This is a genomic window from Chitinophaga sp. SYP-B3965 (assembly GCF_009647655.1).
In the GTDB taxonomy this organism is placed as follows: domain Bacteria; phylum Bacteroidota; class Bacteroidia; order Chitinophagales; family Chitinophagaceae; genus Chitinophaga.
The window spans coordinates 1,960,950-1,985,372 of the sequence record NZ_WJFD01000001.1 but is presented as its reverse complement, the minus strand read 5'-3'; the positions used below and the strand labels follow the sequence as shown (position 1 = coordinate 1,985,372).

General features: G+C 44.6%; 14 protein-coding genes. 4 read left to right on the top strand and 10 right to left on the bottom strand.

Going from position 1 to position 24,423, the window contains the following annotated elements; genetic code table 11:
* Positions 1-47 precede the first annotated feature (47 nt).
* The 5 genes from GFS24_RS07700 to GFS24_RS07680 form a co-directional block, all read right to left on the bottom strand.
* Entirely contained in the window at positions 48-5,693 is a 5,646-nt protein-coding gene (locus GFS24_RS07700) for a LuxR C-terminal-related transcriptional regulator (protein WP_153658990.1), read from the bottom strand.
* On the bottom strand, positions 5,690-6,703 hold the full coding sequence (locus tag GFS24_RS07695) for a MoxR family ATPase (protein WP_153658989.1): 1,014 nt from the start codon (positions 6,701-6,703) through the stop codon (positions 5,690-5,692). The genes GFS24_RS07700 and GFS24_RS07695 overlap by 4 nt, the downstream gene beginning before the upstream one ends.
* A complete protein-coding gene (locus GFS24_RS07690; RefSeq protein ID WP_153658988.1) occupies positions 6,696-8,729 on the bottom strand; it encodes a CHAT domain-containing protein in 2,034 nt (677 codons plus the stop codon). Before GFS24_RS07690 ends, GFS24_RS07695 begins: the two co-directional genes overlap by 8 nt.
* Before the next feature lie 188 nt (positions 8,730-8,917).
* Complete coding sequence (locus GFS24_RS07685; protein WP_153658987.1) at positions 8,918-9,340, bottom strand: VOC family protein; 423 nt, start codon at positions 9,338-9,340, stop codon at positions 8,918-8,920.
* 89 nt (positions 9,341-9,429) lie between these two features.
* On the bottom strand, positions 9,430-10,416 hold the full coding sequence (locus GFS24_RS07680; protein ID WP_153658986.1) for a family 43 glycosylhydrolase: 987 nt from the start codon (positions 10,414-10,416) through the stop codon (positions 9,430-9,432).
* 89 nt (positions 10,417-10,505) lie between these two features.
* On the opposite strand from GFS24_RS07680, the gene GFS24_RS07675 reads away from it, so the two are divergent.
* Positions 10,506-12,038, top strand: coding sequence for a glycosyltransferase family 39 protein (locus GFS24_RS07675; RefSeq protein ID WP_153658985.1), 1,533 nt, complete (start codon positions 10,506-10,508; stop codon positions 12,036-12,038).
* Between the two features lie 38 nt (positions 12,039-12,076).
* Here GFS24_RS07675 and GFS24_RS07670 read toward each other — a convergent pair whose 3' ends face one another.
* Entirely contained in the window at positions 12,077-14,311 is a 2,235-nt protein-coding gene (locus GFS24_RS07670; RefSeq protein ID WP_153658984.1) for a GDSL-type esterase/lipase family protein, read from the bottom strand.
* A gap of 352 nt (positions 14,312-14,663) precedes the next feature.
* Here GFS24_RS07670 and GFS24_RS07665 point away from each other — a divergent pair, with 352 nt between their 5' ends.
* Complete coding sequence (locus GFS24_RS07665) at positions 14,664-15,545, top strand: DMT family transporter (RefSeq protein WP_153658983.1); 882 nt, start codon at positions 14,664-14,666, stop codon at positions 15,543-15,545.
* Positions 15,546-16,686: 1,141 nt separating this feature from the next.
* Positions 16,687-17,094: a hypothetical protein gene (locus GFS24_RS07660; protein WP_153658982.1), complete on the top strand. Its 408-nt coding sequence runs from the start codon at positions 16,687-16,689 to the stop codon at positions 17,092-17,094.
* A gap of 92 nt (positions 17,095-17,186) precedes the next feature.
* On the opposite strand, the gene GFS24_RS07655 is transcribed toward GFS24_RS07660, so the two are convergent.
* The 3 genes from GFS24_RS07655 to GFS24_RS07645 are packed head-to-tail and all read right to left on the bottom strand — an operon-like array spanning position 17,187 to position 19,775.
* The gene (locus tag GFS24_RS07655; protein ID WP_153658981.1) at positions 17,187-18,200 is read right to left on the bottom strand and encodes an MlaD family protein; all 1,014 of its coding nucleotides are present in this window, start codon (positions 18,198-18,200) and stop codon (positions 17,187-17,189) included.
* Between the two features lie 3 nt (positions 18,201-18,203).
* A complete protein-coding gene (locus tag GFS24_RS07650; protein ID WP_153658980.1) occupies positions 18,204-18,977 on the bottom strand; it encodes an ABC transporter ATP-binding protein in 774 nt (257 codons plus the stop codon).
* Positions 18,978-18,983: 6 nt separating this feature from the next.
* Positions 18,984-19,775: an ABC transporter permease gene (locus tag GFS24_RS07645; protein WP_153658979.1), complete on the bottom strand. Its 792-nt coding sequence runs from the start codon at positions 19,773-19,775 to the stop codon at positions 18,984-18,986.
* Between the two features lie 223 nt (positions 19,776-19,998).
* Here GFS24_RS07645 and GFS24_RS07640 point away from each other — a divergent pair, with 223 nt between their 5' ends.
* Positions 19,999-21,285, top strand: a complete 1,287-nt coding sequence (locus GFS24_RS07640; protein WP_153658978.1) for an OmpA family protein — start codon at positions 19,999-20,001, stop codon at positions 21,283-21,285.
* A 69-nt stretch (positions 21,286-21,354) separates the two neighbouring features.
* On the opposite strand, the gene GFS24_RS07635 is transcribed toward GFS24_RS07640, so the two are convergent.
* Complete coding sequence (locus GFS24_RS07635; RefSeq protein WP_153658977.1) at positions 21,355-24,225, bottom strand: triple tyrosine motif-containing protein; 2,871 nt, start codon at positions 24,223-24,225, stop codon at positions 21,355-21,357.
* Between the last annotated feature and the right edge of the window lie 198 nt (positions 24,226-24,423).

Sequence of the window (24,423 nt, the reverse complement as noted above, 5' to 3'; positions counted from 1 at the left end):
GCTGGGAGAGAGATGAATATTGTTATTCGTTATGTTAGATTAATTTATTATTTATAAGTGATGTCATCAAAAGGATTGGTAGAACTGAGTTGGTTCCCAAGGGCAATAAGATCAGGAGTATTTGTGACTTTTAGTTTTGATCTGATGTTTTTCAGATGGGATTGAATAGTATATCTGCTCAAATTGAGCTTTTCAGCTATTTCTTTATTGTTGAATCCCTGGGCAGTTAAAATAAGAATCTCCTTTTCCCTGATGGTGAGTTTACTCAAAACATCCTCTGGCTTATTTGTATACTTGAAACCTTTGGGGCATTGATCATCCGGGAGGGTTTGAAGGTCCTGTTCGAGGCTGGAACCATCAGATAACAATACACCCAGCGTGAACGCTTCATAGGCAACCAGTGTCAGTTTGGCCTCAGCCCCCGTAAAAGATACCACTTGTATCATGGGCGTGAAGGTATCATGCAGGATAAAAGCTGCGAAGTAGGCATAAGCGTTTTCTTCCTTTGTTATAACAATACTTACTGTAAACACGGAAAGCGATGAATATTCTGATGTGACGCTGGCTTTTATGGTATAACCATAGTTGACATCTCCCGGGCGATTCCACAGATTCTTTTGGGGATCTTCGGGATCAAAGGTCTTGTTTTCTTTTGCTTCTTCCGACCTGCTCTTATATTGTAATTTGGCAGTTTCCAGCCATTCTTTATTGCTCCTGGCATTATTCCGTTGGCGAACTCTTTCATCCATGTTTCCTATCAGTCCTTCAAACCGGTCTGCAATTTTACTGAAGCCTTCATCATTTGGATGAAATTCATCGTACCATTGTCCGGGTTCAAGTGTGTTACGAAGGTCCAGATAAGAGATAAATTGTTCTTTGCTACCCAATTTCGCTGATATAAGCATAAGCCTGTCATTCCAGGCGTCCAGCATTCTGCGGATGATCAATTCCTGTTCCTTGCGTTCAGTGATGCCCCTTTCCAGAAAACATTTACCTAACCAGGCCATATCATTGCCAGGCATCGGAACAAAATAATCATATCCGTGAAGGATGAGCTCTACTGATGTAAGACGGGTCACGGTGAGTATTATCCTTATGATCTTTTCCTCCAGTATGTCCATTTCAGCATAAAATGAAGGATGTATATTGAAAGTTTGTCTGGCTTTTGTTTTGGGTTCATCATCCGATGGCTTAATAAATTCCGGGAACCGGTCTGTAAAAAGATCCTGCATGCCAATACTGATCAGTATGAATGCAGGATTTCCAGCGTCTATATGATTCCAGATTATTTTCCGTTGATTTGTATTTTCTATTTCTATTAAAGTATCAGAGAAAATTGCGAAAGAGCTAGCGAGATAGTCTACAATGTCCCGGAGTTTAAGCGGGTATGAAAACCATGAATCTCCCAATGCCAGAATTCTTGTCCTGTCAGACTTCACGGACTGCTTAAATGCCCGCCAGCGAGAGGATTCGTGTACTGGCTGTTGAATGGTTTGTATTCCCACATTGTCACCAGCGTGAAGGAGTTTTATTCCAGCCTCGCCCACTATTGTTAAATTAATTTCAGGTTTCAGTTTGTAATAAAGCGGTTGCAGATATTGATCTGTTAACACGTTGTAATAAACACCCCTTACAAAATCTACTGTTTCATAGTTATTTAGCATCACTTTCAGGTTAGAATGATGAATGCTGTTATATTCAGGATTCTTTATATTAAGCTGGATGCATTGCTGTGTCATGAAACGATTAATGGACAAGTCCGGACTAGTCGAGGTTATCGCAATATGCGGTTCTGATTGCCTTTCGCGACCTAGTCGAGGAGGCCCAGGTAAGCCCTGCAAGGGAATTCCATTAGCCGCAAAATCTTCAGGAGAAGAAATAAACTGGAGATATTCTATTTCCTCCTTAAGATTGTATTCTGAAGTAGCAAATGAGTTTGAAAGAAAAAGAGATTTCATGCCGGACTCTCCTGAACTGATTGATTCCCCTGGTTGCAGCATGAAAGTGCCACTTTCTGTAAAATTCACCATCACGTCAAAACGAACCCCATAGTAAAGTGGGGCAACATACAGGGGGATCTGTGATCTGTTGGTGATCCTTATCTTCAGCATGACCAACGTATCTTCCAGATCGATTTTGTTCTCTATAATGGCTATGGGTATTTCCTCCTCGTTTAGAACATGGAAGAGCTCTACTTGTAATGGAGCAGATGGGATATTCTTTAACTGCCGTAACATCTGCCATTGTGATATTTGTCGAATAGTATTTACTATTCCCGATACTTCCTGCTGATTTAACCCGGGTACTGGTTTCAATAAGGGCCGGTAAGTATCAAAAGGAAGGGTAAGATAACTCAACCCATTGCGGTTATGCAACACATAATGCGCACTGTCCTCATAATTACTAAATTGAATAGAATCTTTGGACTCTTTTTTTACTGTTTCAATGATCTGCTGCAATATCTTCAGGTCCCCATCATGATTTTTAATATGAATGATCAGCGGGTTAGGCATAAGGCCGGTAACTTCTGCATAACGAGGTGAGCGGTGTTTCTCCTCCGGCACCCTAAAGCCCAGCCGTGTGTATTCCAGGTTGATGGATATGATTTCTCCCTTCTGTAGGTCTTTTTTGTTTTTTTCTTCATCCACGAAAGAACAGTAGAAACTGGTATTAGCGGTTACGCCATGCAGGACGCCTATCGGGATGAGGTAACCGCCCTGCTCTTCCCTTATTATTGGGAATTGTAAACCTGAAGATATATTCAGGCGCAGGAAATTGTTACTGGCCAGGTTACCATCGGTCTCATTTACATAAAGCTGCACTACCTGGCGGTATAATGGTTTGGTGTAGGAAGAGGCCTTATATGCGAGGTCTACGTATGAGATCCTGAAATTTGCTTCCAGCAATTCCTGTATAAGTTGCCGGGTAAACACTCCTTCAACCCTTACCCCATTAAGGGCCTGGGCTTCTATTGCTGTACTTTTGTAATTACTAGCTGATAAATTTGTATACGGAATCCTGTTCCATGCATCGTTGTATACTTCATCCGGAAAAATAAACCCACTTGCTTCTCTTTGCGGGAAGGGCCTGCCACCTGTATCTGTCAGATGGCGTGTCTTTACGTTGTTGAAGTTCTTTTTTTCTGTAAACTTGGGATAGTTTTCAAAGGAAGAGGAAAAGTCATAAATACTAAGGATATGCACATTGGTGCTTTGATATAATTCATAATAGAGGAACATCAATTCCAGACTATTCAGAAGAAAGTCAGAAAATACGGATGAATTTCCATCATAGGTAATAAAACATTCATGAAGGTCGCTGACTGAAATGAATTGTTTTGCAGCATATTCCTTCGTGCCCAGCCCGGCTAGGTATACCAACACCGTGTCCTGTGGTCGTGCCCTTGATAGGAAAGACCGGAAGGCCGATACGATGGCTTTTTTCGTAGCTTGTTCTTCCTTGAGTGTTAGCAAGTTCAGCCGCCCCGGCATCTTGCGTAGACATGATTCCATATTCTCCACATCATTCACACAACCTTCCAGTGGTTTGCGCTTATAATTATTAATGCCCACCAGTAAAGCATAGACCTCTGGTTTTTCTGATGCAGTATGAACGGTAACCAATTTATCTGTGATCAATTCTGCCTGAGCAGCAGGTGATAAATTCACCACGAAACCTTCTCCTGCATTTTCCGTTTGCTGAAGGTGCAGGAACAATGACCGGTATTCATTGATCTTAACGGGATTGCTTAGATCAGGTACTTTTTGCAGTTTGTTGATAGTGGATAAGAGGTCTAAAGGATCCAGCGTGCTGGAGGTCTTCTCCGCCTGGCCATCTTTCAGGGTGCCAATGGCGTCTCCAGTGGTACTGGCCAACAGCTTCCGGCTTTTATTGATATTGAGCAGCACGGCTATTTTTTGCTGTGCCTGGAGTTTTTCCTGTTTATTGGCCGTCTGGTTGGCCAGCGCCAATAAATGGTCTACTTCTTTCATCAGTACTGCTGTTTCCTCCAGCAGTACTTTGTAGTTCAGGGTTTCTGCTACTGCCAATGCTTCCGTAGGTACTTTGGCCCTCCTGAAGCGGAGGTAATCTTGTACAAATTCTGCCAGCCTTTTTTCCCGGTCAGGGCCCCAGATGGATTCTTTCTCCCGGAGATATGTCAGCAGGGCTTCTCTTATTTTGGGATACATCTCGTAAAGACCATTCCCCATTTCTCTCACGAGGGGAGAATGTAGTACTTCGTCCGCTACCCATAAAGGAATGTCTGCCTGGTGACCGGTTTCATCTTTTTTGAAATTGACCCAGACCTGGTGTACAAGGTCTGCTGTGAGTGCAATGGGGTAGGTGAGGTGGCAGGCCATCCACCAATGTGCATCTGAAGGATAACGTTCCAGGAAACTTTCTGTCCTGGCTTTATCCATCCTGTCTTCCTCTTTGTTAAAGGAATGGAGGATACTGTACTTATCTGAGAAAAGATTGGTTTGTGGTAAAGCGGCAGTGGGCACTTTGAGTGGCGGCAGTCCGGCTACCATGCGGCTGATGGCAAGAGTATCCGGGTAGATCATATTCATGAAAAAAGAGATCACCTGTGCGGTGGTATGATCTGTATGACGAACAGGATTGATCCATAACAGGCGGTTGGTGAAACAACGGAGTGTTTCATTCAATTCAAAGAAAACCTTCACCCGTTCATCATCTTTTTTCTGATGTGCAGCGCCACCGTCGCTGAATATAATAATGAGGGTTTGCCTGTTCCATTTTCTCTTGCGGGCTTCCTTTGCTAAGGTAACGGAAGCAGTGTGCGCTGCATTGGTGAAGAGCAGAAAATCTTTATTGGCCTTTTGCGCAGGGAAATCATGAAAGAAGTACCGGTGCACGGATTCCGTTTGTTTATTATCCTTTACAATATCCAGCAGGGAATCTTCCCATGCGGCAAAGGGATTCATGGACCCTTGGTGATCTGTTAGCCAAACGATCTGCTGCCGCCCGCTTTTAACGGTTTCGTACAGTAATTCGTGAAATACGCCATCATTTACTTTCTGCCTGATCAGCCCCTGCACGTCCAATGTATCTGTTGCTGTGATATGGGGGGGCGCAGGCAACCGCGTCCATAACTGGGCTGCTTTTCGCATCCCGAATGGCAAGGCTTTTTCAACGGAAAACAGAAAGGGTATATTGCTATAGGAAGTACTGTCATGTTTTTCCTGTTGATAACCCGAGAAACCTGTTGCGCTGTCTTTTACTTTTAACCGGATCTCCGGCCATTCTGTAATGACCGGGGGCGTAGTAGTTGCGACAGAAGGTGGTGGAGGGGGGGCAGGGGGTACTTTAGGCACCACTTCCTGTATTGGCTGCGCACCCTGTTGAGGAGTTGGTGGTGTAGCCGGCTGTACCGGGTCGTTTTGAACAACTGTTCTGATGGCGCGCAGCGGCTCCAGAGTATTTTGCCTGAACCGGAGCAAGGCATCGTCAAAGAGCTTCCGGAAGGCGGTCCTATATTGAGGATTTGGCAGCCAGAGAGATTCGCAAAGGAACAGCAGGTCTTCTTCCGTTTGTACTTCTGTTAAGAGGAAGCATTTCAGGAAATGGCTGTATTGCATATAGTCCAACTCCAGTGATAACTCGTGGCGTGCACGCTGGAAAAGGTCCAGGAAGAAAGGTTCACTTTTAACGGATGTAACTGATTGTCTCATATTTTATCCGGGGCAAACTGTTTGTAATCATTGAGTGTTTTCAGCAGTACCTCTTTGTATTCCAGTTTGTTTTCATCTTTCAGCGCGGCTTCTATCACACTTTCTTCATCTCCGTTGTTATCTGTTGCCCAGTAATAATGGAGGATCTTTGCCCAGTCCAGCAATTCACTGGTATCTGGTGTTTTATCTGCGTTCCCGTCCCGCATGTTTTGTACAAGGCTGGAAAAACGGCTCACCAGTGCTTCGATGGAGCCATCGGGCAAGGGATTGTGCAGCACATAGTTAGTGGGTTGCGTTGCCATGTATTGCTCGATATTGGATTGCTGATGAGACTTAACAATGTCTATCCACAATTGCTTCTGTTCTTTCTGATCCAGACCAATGTAATGGAAGATGCAGCGGCGAAGGAATGCGTTCGGCAATTCTCTTTCATCATTACTGGTAATGAATACCAGGGGTGGTACTTTGGCCCGTATAGTCACCCGTTCCGCACCCGGCTCATCCAGTTCCGGGATATCAAAGCGGTTCTGATCCAGTTCCAGCAGCAGGTCGTTAGGGAAGTCTATATTGGCTTTATCTATTTCATCTATCAACAGGATAGCCTGCTGCTCTGTCCGAAAGGCCTTGCCGATTTCCCCGTAAGCCAGGTACTCTGTTTTAGGTTTTTTTATGCCTGCCTGTATGTCCCGCAGCTGAGCCAGGTGATCGTAGGAGTAGAGGCCATCCTTTGATTTTGAAGTGGATTTCACGAACCACTCAAAAAAGTAGTTGCGATAATCCTTTCCATACATTTCATAAGCAACTGCCTGCGCCAGCCTGGTTTTTCCGCATCCGGGTTCTCCGCGAAGGAGGAGAGGGCGTTGCAGGAGGCGGGCATATTCCACGGCCTTAATGATATCCTTATTGGCATGATAGGGCTGGATAATACCTATCTCATTGCCCTGGATATCAAGATCAGTTGCTGCTTTTTTCAATGCTGTACCAGTGTAGCTGCTAATTGTATTAATCATATTTAAGGACCTTTTCGTCTATTATATTGGGTTTTACGCGAAGGGATTTACAGATGTCCATCATTACTTCTTTCCTGTAGTAGTTGTCTTTGTGCGGGAGTTTTTTCAGGAAGATCGCCTGCGAAACATACCAGTATTGCCATTCAGCCTTGGAAATACAGGTAACAGGGGAGATCTTGAAACTGGCCGCCTCATCATATGGAACAAAAGAGGGCAGTTCTTTAACGTCCTTGTGATAGTTGACAATAATGAACAGCAGGGCATTTTCAAAAAGATGGGTACCTATATGATTGGCTTTGAATTCTGCCACCAGGTCGTTCCAGAATGTTTGTTGTATTTCCTTATACAATTCCTGGTGAGCGTCTGTAATATCTTCCATCACTATCACTACATCATCTTGTTTAAGTTTCCCCAGGAGGGCATGAATGCATTTAAGGGGATATTGGGCTTTGTCTCCAAACTTAGGCGTGTCTGTGACGCGCATCATTTCTTCCCAGAAAGCGTCTGTTGTAAGTATCGGTGCCGGTTTCAGGAGGGAGATGCGAATAGATTTAACATTTTGCTGAATGCCTTTTGAAGCCCTGATCTTTTGTATGATAAGGGCCTGCGCGCAATTCTCCGTACCCTCTATATGAGAGAAGAATAGTTTTTTGTGCGAGCAGGTATTGAATATATTGGAAATGTTGCCTTGTTCAATATCAAAAGGCATTCTTATTAATTCTTTTGACAGCAGTTCCGGATCTGCAGTATCTGTATGTTGAAAGAGGAAATTATGCAGGCTCTCACTGTAAAATGTTAAGGCATTCTGGATCTTGCCCAGTTGATCTGCTGCCGGTATTTTCTTTACCAGTTCCGGGAAAGTGGGTCCAAAGAATTTTGCAGTGGCATTGGCCTCCAGTTCAATAGCCTGCTGGTACCAGCCCATTGCTTTAAAAGGGGCGTCCTGCAAAGCGGCAATGGGTATGCGTGCATGTGCCTTTATGTTGTTTATCTTTTGAAGCGAGCTAATGATATATTTTTCCTGTAAGTAATCTGGTCCTTCCACGAGGTGGATCACTGCATGGGCTGCCTCTAATTCCTGTTCAAACAGCTCCTGCCTGTAAGGCTTGCCCTCAAAGAGGTCCCATACGCCCTGGATCAGGATATGTTTCTGGCCGGGTGTTGAAAAACAATTCTTGAAAGCGGTATAATATTTCTCAGATTTTTTTGTGTAGAGGCAAAGGATCTTATGCTGGTAATCACTATTCAGATCATTGCTTAGTTCAATTTTGTATTGCGGAACAAGTGTCCATTCATTTGTTCTTTCCAGTAATTTATGCTCTTCCGCACTTCTTGCTGCTGCCGCTTTTTGTAATGCAGCAGCTACATCTTCCCGGATGTACAGTTTCCATGGGTAATCGTTTTCTTTGCTCTGGCCTTTGAGTTTTAAAGTACGGCATCCGTTATCACCGGTGAGGTCGTCGCTGAATGAACCAAACAGATCTTTCAGCAGCACTGAAAGATCGTTTTTATGTGCAATGAAATATTCGTTAGTGAGTTTAAATGCATTAGGGATACTACAGGGCGATTGGCTAAGGTAATCATAGAATTTTGTCGCTATCAGGAGCGCATCCGTATCCTTCACCTCACTGGTTGTACCTACTACAAATGGAACGCCGGCTTCAAGGAACTGTGTGGCAATATTAGCAGCATTGCAGCTGTTCAGGAATACAAAGCGAAAAACCTTATGCGCTTTGATCATTACCTTCAGTGCATCTACCCCCAGTACCTTATGCTGACCATTCTCTTCTACGATGATGCCATCTTTAAAAGAATGTCCAGCGTAATGCAGCATGGTCATCCAGTCCTGGTCATAGGGATTCCTTAATGCTTTGTCCAGCGCATCAAAGTTGGTAGCGCCGTTTTCCCGCACTTCCACCTTGCCGGATACAGGTGATCTATCCCTGATGGCAATTAATTCATTTTTTACATTCGGCAGTTCAATACTGGAATGAACGAATAATAATATTTCCTTTCTTTCAGGCATAACGCTAATCTGGGGCCAAAAAATGCAAACGGAATAAGGGGTATCGGTTAATATTAGAATATATTAATATAACAAGAGGGCACTTTAAATCAAATATAATGCTTTTCGATTAACGTAAATAAAAATGAACTGTGCGAAAGGCCTTGATAAAGCCTTCTGCACAGTTCATGACAGGGGGAAGATTAAGATTATTTACTGTTGGCGTCGTAATTAACCATCCACTTAAATCCATACTTATCTGTGAGCATTCCGAAAAGTGCTCCCCATGGCGCCTGGTCTATTGGCATGATCACCGTTCCGCCTGCGGATAAGCCCTTAAAGATCTCTCTGGCACTTTCCTCGCTATCCGGTGATACCGCAATAGAGATGTTATGATCTTTTCCGGCAGCTTCCGGCCCGGGCGTATCGCTGCCCATAAGAGAAGTGCCATCCCCGATCGGTAACATTACATGCATCACATGTTTTTCCTGTCCGGGAGAATAGTGCTCAGAGGGCATATCGCCGAATCTTGAAATTCCACCTAAGAATTCACCACCAAATACAGACTTGTAGAAGTTGAAAGCTTCTTCGCAGTTGCCATCGAATGCTAAGTAAGGATTAACTCTTGCCATGATAATTAGTTTTAGAACTTAAATGTAAATCAATTCAACATCTAAAAACATGGCTGAATCTGCCAACTTTTAGGGATAATGCGACAAACCTAAAATACCGGTGCCTTTTGTATTTCCAGTCCCGGTACGGCTGCTTTCATCACCGGCCAGTCGTTTTCCCAGGTGATCTTATCCAGCAGCATTACCCTGCCCTTTTTATCATTCTCTTTTCTGAATCCATGATATAACAGCCACGTGTCCCCGGCTTTATCTGTGATGATATCGCCGTTGTGCCCCGGCCCTGCAAATCCTTCTTCTCCTTTATTGCCTTCCAGCAGTAATGTACCACCGTTGTTTAACAAAGGTTTGCCGGATTGATCCAGGTAAGGGCCTTTGATGGACTTAGCTCTGCCTACTTTTAAATGATAACGGCTTTTAGCGCCTTCGCAGCAGGTGCCTACAGAACCGATGAAATAGTAGTATCCCTTGCGCTTGTAAATGTAAGTGGCTTCGTAAGCATTACCGGCAATGCGGAAAGTGTCTCCTTTAATGGCAGTACCATCATCAGACAAAGGCACACCGTAGATGCCATGGAAACTTCCCCAGAAAAGATAAGGTTTGCCTTTGTCGTCAAAGAAGAAAGCATCGATGGAATTGGCCACGCCTATTTCTTTACTCAGGAATAGTTTGCCTTTATCAGTAAAGGGTCCTTCCGGTTTATCGCTGATGGCCAGTCCTATACCTGGATCGGGATCGCCCCAGGTGGAAAAGGAATAATAGAGATAATACTTCCCTTTATATTCCGCCGCATCCGGCGCCCATATGCCACCTGCTGTTTTCCAGGTTGGTTTTTGAGCGAGTGCAGGTGCAACGAATTGCCAGTTCACCAGGTCTTTTGAACGGATAATAGGAATGATATAAGGGCCGCCTAAGCTATCCCGCTTCCAGTTCACCTGTGTGGAATAGGCATAGTAATAACCATCTTTTCCCTGTATGAGGTTCGGATCAGGGAAATCATGATCGAATACCGGGTTTTTAAATTGTGCAAATGTGCTAAAGGATGCTAAAATGAGCAGTAGCGTGGATAGCGATTTCATGAATGTCCTGATTGTTAGAGCGCCAATTTAATCGAAAAAACGGAGGGTTAATAATTCTGCCGTATATTAAAGTACCATTAAGCTAACATATGCATAAACCCAAAGCCGAGATCTATATCCTGTTTAGTTTTATCCTGCTAAAACTGATCCTAGTTTTTGTTTTCAGAAATCCTGTATACGAGCTGCACCGGGATGAATTCCTGCACCTGGATCAGGGTGGCCATCTGGCGCCGGGTTACTTATCCGTACCGCCTGTTACTTCCCTCTTTGCCTGGCTGATCAGGTTGCTGGGGAATGGTGAAATATGGGTTAGGCTGATCCCTGCTTTCATAGGATGCGGTACTTTGATCTTCTCCTGGCTGATCGTAGGGGAACTGAAAGGTAACCTCTATGCCAAATTCCTGGTGGCCCTGGCTGTCATGTGTTCCGCGATTCAGCGGCTGGATATGTTATTTCAGCCCAATGCTTTTGATATCTTCTCCTGGACGGCTTTATTTTATTTCCTGATCTGTTACTTCAACTACGAAAAGCCAAAGTACCTGTATTTAGCGGCGGTTTGTGTTGCTGTAGGTTTCCTGAATAAATACAGTATCCTTTTCCTCATCATGGGATTGGTGCCAGCTTTGCTCATTACACCGCAACGAAAGATCTTTGCGAATAAACATCTCTACCTGGCGGTGTTGCTGGCACTGGTGATCATTTCTCCGAATATCATCTGGCAGTTTCAAAACCATTTCCCGGTAGTACATCACATGAACGAACTGGCAGAGCGGCAACTGGTGAATGTGAGCCGTTTAGATTTCATGAAAAGCCAGTTGTTGTTTGTTATTTGTGACGTACTGATCATATTGGGGGCTATTGTTGCATTCATCTTTTACAGGCCTTTCCGTCCATACCGCTGGATAGGATTAACCTATGTTTTTACGATCGGGCTCTTTCTTTATTTTAAAGCAAAGAGTTATTACTCCGTAGGATTATATCCTGTACTGCTGGCAGTGGGCAGTGCATATATAGCAGCCGTTTTTACGAAAAGATGGATGAGGATAGCTCTGCCGGTATTCATCGTGCTGCTTTATCTGCCGGCCATTCCCCTTACGTTCCCGTTGTATTCCCCACAAAAGATGGTGTCTAAAAAAGAGCGTTTTGCACCGTTTGGCATCTTAAGATGGGAGGATGGCAAGAACCATGATCTGCCGCAGGATTTTGCGGATATGCAGGGTTGGAAAGAACTGGCAGGCATTGTGGATTCCATGTATACGGCTATCCCTGATAAAGCCAATACCATTATCCTTACGGATAACTATGGCCAGGCGGGCGCTATCAATTACTATACAAAAGTAAAAGGGCTGCAGGCAGTTTCTTTTAATGCGGATTATATCAACTGGTTCAAACTGGATGCCCCTATCCATCACGTAATACTGATAAAAGATACCGGGGACAGGGATCCTGAGAGAAAAAGAGAAAAGATCTTTTTCGACAGGGTGGAAGTGGTAGGAATGATCCGGAATAACCTGGCCCGGGAATATGAAACGAAAGTGTTCTTACTGGATGGGCCTAAGATCGATGTGAACAGGTTATTAAAGGAAGAGATCGTTTGGCGAAAACAAGATATGGCAGAATAAAAAAAGGCCTCAGTTTGTGCTGAGGCCTTTTTGTTTGCTTATATCTTCACCAGTTTGTACCGGTGTTTATTATCGATAATGATAAAGTAGATGCCATTGCGCCACTGACTTACATCCAGTCTGTTGGTACTAGCTCTTTGCACGGACAATACTTTTACACCCTGTGCATTAAACACATCCAGCATAAATTCCTTACCAGCAACACCAGGGATGGTTACGATCCTGCTGGCGGGGTTGGGAGCAATGAATAAACCGGTTTCTTCCGCCACATCGTTACCATACACGATGGCACGTGCCAAACCCTGTGGTGCGTTACTATTGGCACATAAAGTATCCGGAATGCCTTTGGCCACCACTCTGTCGAAGAGGATCTTATGCCCTGCAGGATTGAAATGCACATCGTCACCACTGTTATAGATGGCTTTGATGTTATTGTTGCTGCTATCCAGGCCGGTGAAGAAGTCGATGGCCCTGCTGCCGAAATACTTGATGGTAGTATCCCTGAACTGACGCAGTCTTACGCCTGCAGCCACACCCAGGTTACCTCTCGGCTGGGTGGTAGTTACCCACAACGGAATATTATGCTGTGCGGCAAATGCTTTCAGTACGAGATAATTATCCCTTGATTGCGTCAGGGGGAAGTTGCGTGCTTCATCATTAGTAGGCATATTGATGATGATCACATCTGCATTCAATGCAACCGCCCTGCTGATATTACTGTTGGGATCCACGGTGAAGGTGAGGCCGGAAACCGTATAAGAAGGCGTGCCGTCTGGCTGTATGGTATGGGTATTGGTACTGCCATTGGCCAGGTTGATCACCGTATCCTGTGCGTTGTGATTGGCTTTGAGCCAGCGTTGATATCTGAATGCCCAGGCACTGTCCCTGCTGGCCAGGCCATTGCCCCATGCAGTGGAAGAGCCAAGAAGTACTACCCTTATTGGCGCGTTGCAGTTTTGCGGTACGCCGGGTGATGTGCCGGATACTGTGTTGCTGAGGAAATTCCTGTTTTCACTGGCTTGCATATTCAAACGATAATAATACAGCTGGTTGGCTGCAGGGTTATTATCGGTGAAGGAGTAACTCCTTGGGCTGGTAGCAGTGCCGGCAGCGTCCACATTCCCGACGTTCACCCAGTTCTGGGCATTGGTGCTGCGTTCAATATTAAAACGAACCGTGTTGCTTTCCAGCAGTGTGCTCCAGTCCAGCTTTAACTTGCCGGCTACCAGGCTGATGGTAAAGGAGTTCAATCTGAAAGGCGTATGATAGATCGTATCCGGCATCGCTTTTACGCCGGGTGTGTAGTAATGTACATTGGCCGCATCTTCCATGTTGAGCCGGTAATACCTGGCGGATGTATGTACGGTGTTATCTGTGAATACATAATCCCTTGGAACGGCGGAGTTACCTGCGGCATTTTGATTGCCGATGTTACTCCAGTTGATGGAGTCTGTACTTCGTTCTATGATGAAGCGGAGGGTGTTTGTTTCTGTATTGGTGCGCCAGTTAAGTCTGAGTTTATCTTCAAAACGGCTCACGGTAAAGCTGGTTAGTTGGAACGGCGTAACCGGCGCTGGCTGGCACAATGCCTGTGGAATGTTTTTATCTGCCACACGGGTGAAAAGTATGCGTTGCCCCGCGGAGTTCAGGTGCAGCCCGTCCCCGTTGGCGTAGGCGGCTTCTATTTGTCCTGTTGCGGTGGCTACGGTGGTCCAGAAGTCGATGGCTTTATCGCCAAAATACAATTGGATGCTGTCTTTCATCTGTTTCAGCCGGAGTGCTGCGGCATTGCCCAGGTTGCTGCGCGGCTGTGTGGTGGTAACCCATAACGGGATGTTATTCTGTGCGGCCAGTTGCTTTAGTTTAAGCAGGTTGGCTATCTGTACAGACAAAGGGAAGTTACGTGCTTCGTCTTCTGAAGGGATGTTCACGATAATAGCATGCGGGGCCAGCGAAATGGCTTTGGTGATATTATTGTTAGGATCTACTGTGAAGGTGACGCCACTAACTGTATAGGGAGCCGTGCCGGTAGCTTGTATGTTATGGGTGGTATGTCCGCCGATGGCGAGGATGTACACCGTGTCTGCGGTATTATGAGTGGCCTTGAGGTGTTTGCGGTAATGGAAGGTCCAGGCGCTGTCCCGCACAGGTACTCCGTTCCCCCAGGCGGTAGAAGATCCGAGCACGACAATACGAAGTGGAGTGTTGCAGTTTTGCGCCAGACAAAACTCACCTGCGCACAACAGGCATAAGAAAAGTAAAAGTCTTTTCATTTCAATTGGGATTAATTGATCAGTTTAATAGAACTTATTTCAGGAGGTGCGGTATCGGTATTAGGAAATACGTGGAAAACGTGTATAAAGCTATGAATTTTAGATGAAAATCAGGTTATTCCTTTATTTTTTCGTTTCTCATTAACAATTACTATTTTGCAGTAAATACCTGAAACTATATGTACCTCCAATATTCCAGTACACCTCCTCCAGTGGTTGTTTTGCACGCAAAATAACCAGCGATCTCCTTCTCATTAACGGATCATTCACCGAGTCATAAGACCCTGGTTGTTTTCGCCTGCACCAATTTGTCTGAAAAATTGATGTATCACTTATTTTATTAGCGAAAATAATGACCAGGTATATATTCATGGTTTTTGCCGGGGCTTGCAGCTTTGGCATCCTTTCTACATTTGTAAAATTAGCTTACCGGGAAGGCTATTCTGCCGCTGAGATCTCCCTTTCACAGGCGTTTATGGGTTTAATAGTGCTTGGTTTGCTGCAATTCCTTTTTAGCCGGGAAAAGGGCTTTAAAGGAGGCTTGCCGGTTTTGTTTACAGGCGTAACCATCGGGCTGACTACTTTTTTCTATTATGTTTCCGTGGTGTACATACCAGCGTCCCTGTCTATTGTGCTCCTGATGCAATGTACCTGGATGGGCATATTGCTGGATTGGGTGCTCTTTAAAAAGCAGCCTGGCTGGGTGCAGGGGTTTGTAACCCTGCTGATCCTGGCAGGGACCATCATGGCCAGCGGAATCATCACCAACCCTGCGTTGGAGATTTCTCTGAAAGGCGTATTGTATGCTTTAGCATCTGCTTTCTGTTATGCGGGGTTCATTGTAGCCAACAGCAGAACAGGGCAGCAGATGGCCACGCTGAAGAAGAGCACGATCATTATGCTGGGTTCCACACTGAGCATCTTTATCGTGAATGCCCATCAACTGGTGGTGAGTAATCATTTCGATGCGGGCATATTGAAATGGGCTTTGTTCCTTTCTTTATTCGGTACCATCATTCCGCCTGTTCTTTTTGCAAAGGGGATACCCAAAGTAGGAGCAGGGATCAGTGCCATTGTAATGACGGCGGAGTTACCGGTAGCGGTGATCTGTTCTCATATCGTATTGCAGGAGCCGGTGGGCTGGGTGCAGTGGGTAGGGGTGTTTGTTATGCTACTGGCAATTGGGTTGTTGCAGTTTTTAAGGAGAAATTTTGAAAAGGGAAAATCAGAGTAGTAGAAAAAAGAGTAAATACGCGTCTTTAATCTATGCAGATCGAATTTGCCCTATTGATGAATTTTTGAAGAAGATGTATAGCAGAAAACCCACGTATAACGTGGGTTTTCTTTTTTTTGAGACTATCAGAGATGCGGACAATTAAATTATAAAAGCGGGCATTACTTCCCTTCTAAGGCTCGAAAAATTACTGTGGGTAAATCAAGACCTGCTGGCTTTATCTGAGATTGCCCCAAGAAACTATTACTATGCCAAATGGACCTATTGTTAATAATAGTGGCCTGAGTTTAACCCATGCTGTTTGCGGTGCTAATGATGTAATTGTTGTACTTTTTTTTAATATAAATTATTGATAATTAGTTAGTTGATTCGAAATTAAATAAACTGTTTGGTTTATTTAATTTATAAAATGTTATAGCTCCCTTCATCATTTATCTGCCTGCGGAAGATGTAGAAGTGTCTGGCACTGAATTTAATGTGAACATTTATGATAGGGGGATTATGCTGCTGGCAATTGGGTTATTGCAGGTGTGGAAGGGAAAGTGGATGAAGAAGTAGTTGTTGCTTATGGAAATACAACTTAGAGAAATAATACTGGATTAGTTCCAAGGTTATTAGTAACGAATGGTAAAGGTCAGCCAAGAGGTGGCATTTGTAATATGGTGTTTAGCTAACCGACTCTTTATTATGAACGACTCACTTATTCCTCAACGATTGAGGCAAGGTAATAAAAGTGCTTTCAAAGATGCGTTACAGATCCCGATGTGAATTTTGGTTCAATTGCGCACTCATCACAAAATGACTCCATGAATAGGAGGAAACCCACGTATGACGTGGGTTTTCTATTTTAAGAATTTACCGGATGTGCAGATTCTGATGTACAGAGTACCGTATTCATGGCGCAAAATGCTTCAATTCCTGGGGGTGCTTTTTGTTAATTAGATGCAAATATATTCCTTAGTAATTCTATTATACCTATGATTAATAGCTACTTAGCCTATTAACGAGCAGTTGTTTTTGTTAATTTATTGATTTTTGCTCTAAATAGTTAACAAATTGATGTTTTTTACTTAACGCATTGGTAACATTTGATACCTAGTATAATTTTCAATTGCAGGCGTCTTTGGTTAAAGCGTAAATCATGAATAGGAATAAAATTTATAGAAAAGAAGCGAGGGCACGAAGGATTTTTTTAAATATGGAAGGACTGAAAACGATCTTTACCTGCTTAACTGTAATCAGCTCTATACTACTTGAATTTATTAGTGAGCAGCCTAATCCGGGGCTCTATTATTTTATTGTTACTTTGGTTAGCATGATACAAAAGATAATCATCTCTAATCAAAAGAGAGCTGATTGGAAGCGAAGACGCTTAAACAGAATACGTATAAAGCTGGTTGTACAATTTAAAACACTCCCGCTATCAGTAGAGCGGGCATGTGCCGATAAACTTAGCAAGCCCAAGAATATTGATGGTACTACTTCCCCTGCTAAGGATCTTGAGATTAAAAAAGATAATGATGAATCTGCAGCCGGCCATCATGAATAAGAAAAAGTGTTCTTTACCCCTTTGCCTAAAATTATTCAGCCGCCGAAGTGAGTGACACAACGGCGGCTGAATGATATATAAAAGCTGACTAACTAATCTTTTTTCTGTGCTGCCTGTTCGGCTTCCTTCTTCTCACGCTTTGCTTTCTTGCGGAAGAAACCTCTTAATAAGAAATTGCTCTGCAGCGCCTCCATGTTCTCATCCAGTTTCTCAGTACCGCTTTGCAGGTTGGAGATGGTTTGCTTCAGGGCCTGTGCGGTCTTTTCATCATTCAGCAATACACCTGCCGGGCTGTTTTCGCTGCGGAGGTTTTCTTTCACGCCAGTAGTAGCATCACGGAGGTTGAGTACTACGCTATCCACACCCTGTGCGATGGTTTCCATTTGTGAAATAGTAGCGCGGAGCTTGTGGAACACTACCGTATCTGATACAAGGTCATTGGCCAATGTTCCTTTGGAATGCAGTTTGGCGCTGTATTCTGCGAGGCCTTCTGTGAGTATCTGCGTGTTGGCCGCAGTTTTACGAAGCGTGGCCATGGTGCCCTGCAGATCATTATAGATAGCTTCATCATTGATCAGTTTACCAATGGAACCTTCTCCCTTCATGATCTTGCCGGTGATGGCCTTGAGGTTGCCTGTTATCTCTACCAGGCTTTTGTTATTCACCTGCAGGGTATTCATGATCTCTTCTGTGCTCACAGCTACTTCCACGGTAACGATATCTCCATCCTCGATAGCAGGAACCGTAGCGGTGCCGCCTGTGAGGGCTATGATCTTATTACCTACCAATCCATCTGAACTGAGTTTGGCTTTTACATCTTTATGAATGAACTGGCGGGAAGCTGTTTCTATGTTCATCAATACCTCTATCTCACTATGATTGAGGAAGGTGATGCTTTTGATGGTGCCTACCTTCACACCGGAATACCAGACGTTATCACCTTTTGCCAGACCACCGATGTCATGAAAGATGGCTTTCACCTTAATCGACGAAACGAAGGATTTACGTTGCCCACCCAGGGTGAGTATGCCTACGGCAAAGATGATCACCCCGAGGAGGATAAATATGCCAACGATCACGGTTCTTTTAGTGCTCTTATCTTTCATAGCTTATTGAATAAAATTATAGTCATAAAATTCTTTGATCAGGTCGTCGCCGGTGGCGAAGACGGTGTCAAAATTTCCCTGCCTGATGAATTGTCCTTCTTTCATCACGGCGATGTTATCACCGGTTACTTTGGCGCAGGTGAGGTCGTGTGTAATTATAATAGAGCTGGTATTGAACCGGCGTTGCACTTCGTTGATAAGATTATTGATCTCTGTACAGGTGATGGGATCCAGTCCGGCAGTGGGTTCATCATACAACATGATGTCCGGGCGGAGGATAAGGGTGCGGGCGATGCCGATACGTTTCCTTTGTCCGCCGGAAAGTTCTGAAGGCATCTGGTCTATGGTATTGGAAAGCCCTACGGCATCGAGTACCACATCCACCAGTTTGGCCCGTTGTGCAGATCTTACTTTCGGCTGGTTCCTGATGATGGGGAAGGCAAGGTTTTCTCCTACCGTCATACTATCATAGAGCGCACCGTTCTGGAAACAGAAACCTACTTTCATGCGCAATTCCCGCAGGGATTGATTATCCAGGTGTTCCACTTCCAGGCCCAGTACATTTACGGTACCTGCATCGGGTTTCAGTAATCCTGCAATGATCTTGATCAATACGGATTTACCGGTACCGGAGCGACCGAGTACTACCACATTTTCCCCCTTGTGCACATCCAGATCCACACCCCGCAATACGTGATTGCTGCCAAAGGACTTGTAGAGGCCTCTGATGGAGATCACGGTGTTATCAAAATCTATTTCAGGCGTGAATGGTTTCATAATTATTTAACGGATCGAATTAACAATTTGAACAATGACAATTTCTTCGATAAAGATCAGGAACATGGACACTACCACTGAAACATTGGCAGCTTTTCCCACACCCTGTGTTCCCTGGGAGGCATTGTAACCTAAATAGGCACTTACTATGCCAATGGTGAATCCAAAAACGGTGGATTTAAAAAGGGAAGCACCGAGGTCCAGGAACGATATGTTCACGAAGGCCTTCTGTATGAAAGCGATCAGGCTGGTTTGCTCATTAAGGTGTACATCCAGGTAAGAGCCTGCGAGGCCTACGACTGCAGTGTAACACATCAGCAGCGGGATGCAGACGGTGGTGGCCAGCACGCGGGTTACCACGAGGTACTTAAACGGGTTGATGGCAGATACCTCCATGGCATCTACCTGTTCGGTCACTTTCATGGAAGCGAGTTCCGCACCAATACTGGAGCCTACTTTACCGGCACAGATCAGGGCGGTTACCAGTGGCGCCAGTGCCCTTACCACGGCAATGGAGATAAGGGAGGGCAGCCAGGAGGTAGCACCAAACTCCGCCAGCGAGGGGCGGGACTGCTTGGTAAATACCAGGCCGGTGATAAAACCGGTAAGGCTGATCAATGCCAGGGACTTGTACCCGATCATATAACACTGATGGATAAACTCTTTTACTTCCCACGGGCGGCGTAATGCCTCCCGGAAGAACCTGGCGATGAACCGGAATATCTCGTACACATTGATGAAAAAGTCATCTGCACCTTTAGAGATGAAGGGCTTCTCCGGTTGTTCATTAGGTTCCATTAGCTGCATTTAGTCATTATTACAATCTCGGGTATTTGATTGATAAAGGTAAGCAGCAAATGGTGTACCGGTATTAAAAAAGGGGGATAATTGTGGATGTTTTCCCCAATTTGGGCGTAATTTTTGATTATTTAGTCATTTCAGCCTGCCATTCCTTCATTTCATACATCTACGGATTGCCAGCTGAGCTGACCCAAGGTAGCTTTGCGGAAACATTTACCCCATGAAGCTATTCCCCATGATCGCATGTATGATCACAATTGTTGTTAACGCCAATGCCCAGGGCGGTTTTCTGAAAAAAATGGCAAATAAAGCTGAACAGGCTGCTACCAATAAAGCCGGTAATGCGGTGGAAAAAACAGTGAATGATGCTTCTGATAAAGTACTGAACGGTGCCAAAAAAGAAGAAAAACCAGCTGCTTCGGCTTCTCCTTCTCCGACTGTTTCCCCGGCTTCGGCCCCCAAAATGGAAACGTATTCCAAATTTGATTTTGTGGCAGGAGAGCAGTTGCTGCTCTCTGAAGATTTTTCCCAGGATGTGCTGGGGGAATTTGCCATGCACTGGAATACAAATAATAAAGGGGAAGTAGTGGCCATGAAAGACGGCACGAAATGGCTTAAACTTTTCCAGCAGGGCACTTATCTCACACCTAATAAAAAGATGCTGCCGGAAGATCATACCATTGAATTTGACATGATCCTGGAAATGCATAATACAGGTTACCTGTACCCGGAAATTTACTTTACGCTTTTTAACAGCGGGGAAGAATCTCCTGTGGGCAACAGTGTATTCAGAAAACTGCATGACAACAGTGCCCTGGCAGTGCAGCTGGCATTGGGTGAGGGGAACAACACCCGAACGGTGCTCAGAACACATGCAAAAGGTGCGGAAACCTTCAGAACGAATGCACAGCAGGCTAAAATAATAGAAGAGAATTATGGCAAAGCTTTTCATGTGGCCATCAGCATACAGAAAACACGTTTCCGCATGTGGATCAATGAACAGAAGATCTATGACATGCCACGCATTGTGGAAAGCACCTTTAATCAATTGGCCATTTCCGTGGGTGGTTCCAATTATAAAGAAGACCAGTTAGGTTTTTACCTCTCCAACCTGAAGCTGGCAGGTGGTAGTCCGGATGTACGTTCCAAGCTGCTTACGGAAGGAAAGTTCAGCACAACGGGCATCACGTTCGATGTGAATTCTGATGTGATCCGGCCTTCTTCCTTTGGGGTGATCAAAGAGATCGGTACGGCGCTGCAGTCTGACCCTTCATTTAATGTAAAGATCACGGGGCATACGGATAGTGATGGTTCCAAAACGGTGAACGATGTTTTGTCCCTGAAACGTGCCACGGCGGTTAAGACGATGTTAACGGAAACCTACAATATCCCCGCAGAACGTATCCGTGCAGATGGTAAAGGCGCCGGAGCGCCGGTAGCGGAAAATACAACACCAGAAGGGAAAGCGAAGAACAGGCGGGTGGAGTTTGAGAAGACGGGAAAGTAAATTGTTTATTGATCATGAAGCCCTTTTTAAGGGCTTCATTTTTTTATGTGCTAACATCCGTCAAACACTCTACACCGTATTTAAAAAATCATTCAACGTCTGCTCCGTAGGTAAATGTAACTTCTTCCTCAACCTATACCGCCTGATCTCCACACCCCTCACTGAAATAGCCATTAACTGCGCAATCTCTTTGGAAGACAACTGCAATTGTAAATAAGCGCAAACTTTCAGGTCAGTACTGGATAACAGCGGGTATTTTATTTTCAATTTATTCAGGAAGTTATTATTGATCTCATCAAAATGAGAAGCAAACTGATCCCAGTTATCATTGTTCTTTTCCGCATCGTTCAGCAGCAGCAACGCACTCTTGATATCGTTATTATTCCCCGTCTTTTTATAAAGCGTTTGCAGGATGTCTTTCACTTTGCCCAATGCATCTCCTCTCTCCACCAGATGCAGGGAAGCATCCGCGAGCGCTTTGTTCTTAAAGTTGATCTCATTGGCCAATTTCTCATTCTGCAGGGTAATGATCTCTTTTTCGTTCTTATCCAGTTCCAGCTGATGAATATATTTCAGGCGTTTCTGTTCTTCATCAAATTTCATCTGCTGCAGGTGCAGGTTGCGCTTGCCCCATTTATCCAGCACATAGAGCAGCAGCAGGAACAGGAGAGCATACACCATATAGGCCCAGATAGTTTTATACCATGCAGGCTTCACAATGAAAGCGTAAGAGATCGTATCTGACTCATGACCAAGGTTGTCGTGCGCCTTGATGTTAAAGGTATATTCCCCATCCGGCAGGTTAGTGTAATCCTTTTCCGTCCTGGAAGACCATGCAGACCATTTAGGATCATAACCTTCCAGCTGATAACTGTATTCTATATTATTTTGAAGACCATAGGAGGGGGTGCTATATTCAAAATGGAAAGAGTTGTAACTCTTGGGAAGTTGCAAAACCTCCTGTGTGGCTTCCGGCTGGTAATGCCCGCCGAAGATGATACTGTCTGACCTGCCAAACGCTTTTACCTGCCCGAGTAATACTTTAATAACCGTTTTATTGGCCGTATACTTTTCATAGTTAAGATGGATCATCCCCTTTTCAGAACCAATGAACACATTCTCTTTGTTGAAAGGATAGATGTTCTCAAATCCCAGCAGGATCTGACCGTTCAATTCAGGGAACCAGGTAATAGCAAAAGGTTTCTCTTCCCGGGCACTGAAATAATTTACCACACCTATTTTCTTGCCACTGCAAAACCAGATATTACCTGCAGCATCTTCGGTGAGGTAACGTATCTCCATATCCCCAAATACCGGCGTGAGGAAAGAAGATTTTACAAACCGCTCTGTTTGCACATCAAACTCATACACACCAGACATCGTACCAAAAACAACCCTGTTCTTGATCTTGAACACATAGTTCCCTAAAGCGGAGGGAAGGCCGGCACTGTCAGTGTACAACTTAGAGGAAATCTTTTTATTGTCCGGTGATAGTTGCAGTTTGTATACACCTCTGTAAGGATGAGAACCCCATATCGTATTATTGTTATCAATGGCCAGGAACCGCAGGGACTCCTGCAAACCTTCCAGCTTTTCTGCAAACAGGAATTTGTTCTGAGAAAAGTCCAGCAGGTTGAGACCGTTATAAGTACCCACCAGTATATGGCTGGCCGGAAATACGAAAGAAGTGGGAACAAAGATCCAGGCGCCGGCTCCACGTGCCAGTGGAATACTGGTATTGTCCTGGATCACAAAACTGCCGCTATGTTGCCCCATGAGGATCTGCCGGTTCACTTCATCCAGGCGCCATACTTCTCCTGCACTGTTCTTCACCCGGTTGAAATCTCCCATGGAAAAACTGAGGTCTCCGGTGGTTTGTGAGAGCGGTACATAATAAGCACCATCTGAAGTAGCTACATACAGCTGGTTATTGTAGATCCGGGTGGAGTAACCGGAGAGTTCATTTATTTTGCTGGGGCTGATATATTTTATCGCTGCATTGTAAGCGATGAAACTGATGCCGTTCTTTAGCCCGGCCCAGAGATTATTGTCTTTGTCCAGGAACACGCAAAGCACATTATTATTCTGCAAACCCTCCGTGCGGGAAAGCTTCTGTACGATCCTGCCATTAAAATCCATTACGAGGCAGCCATCAGAAGTAGTGCCTGCCACGAACTCCTTTGCATTTATTTTAGCAGATACATAGGTGCAGCTTTCCGGGAGTACATGCGCTTTAGTTTGAGTGACAGTGTTATCATGCAGGATATACAAGCCCCTGCACTGAGTGGTGATGAGGATGCTGTCATTACCAACAGGTATCAGTCCGGATATAATAATATTGTCAAATTGTTTGTTATGCAGAACGGGGGACCATTCATTGTTTGAAAAGAGCAGCAGGCCATTACTTTTATCCTGTGCAAAAAGCCGGTCTCCCACCTTTTTCAGGAAGATCCACTCGCTGGTGGTGCTGTATACCTTGATGCTGTTATTCCTCAGTTCAAGTATACGGTCCGATGCCAGGAAAAATACAGACTCTTTAAATACCTCTATCCGCCATATATCTGCAAACTTATTCTGCTGCTTGGGGATCAGGTTTTTTAAGGAAGTGTACTCGAGATTGCCGTTAGGGCCGGAAACAAAAAAGCCGATCTCATCCTGCGCACCCACATAGATCCTGTCATCCCCATCAATGGCTAAGGCTCTTACAATAGTCCTGTTGGGAAGGGGATATACTTTCCAGTGACTGCCATCATACGTGAGCATGCCTTCGTTATTGGCGAAGTACATAATGCCCCGGCTATCCTGTTTGATATCCCAGGTTTGAGTACCAGCCTGGAAATCTGTTTTACTGTAATTGATGATCTTGGGCAGACCGATCGTGTTCTGCCCGAATGAAGCAATTACCCATAGGTGGAATAAAATGATCAGTGGGGTTCTCATTGACTAAAGATATCATTAACTAAAGATATTATTTCGGGTGATGTAGTAATGATGTATTTTATATTTATTGACAATCAACGTGTTGATGAAATTTGATGTAGTGGAGATGTACCCCAAAACAAGCCCTGCCTGAATGGATAATGTAATTTTAGAGCGTTCTAAGATTCCACCGGTCAACCAAAAGTACCCATTCACGTC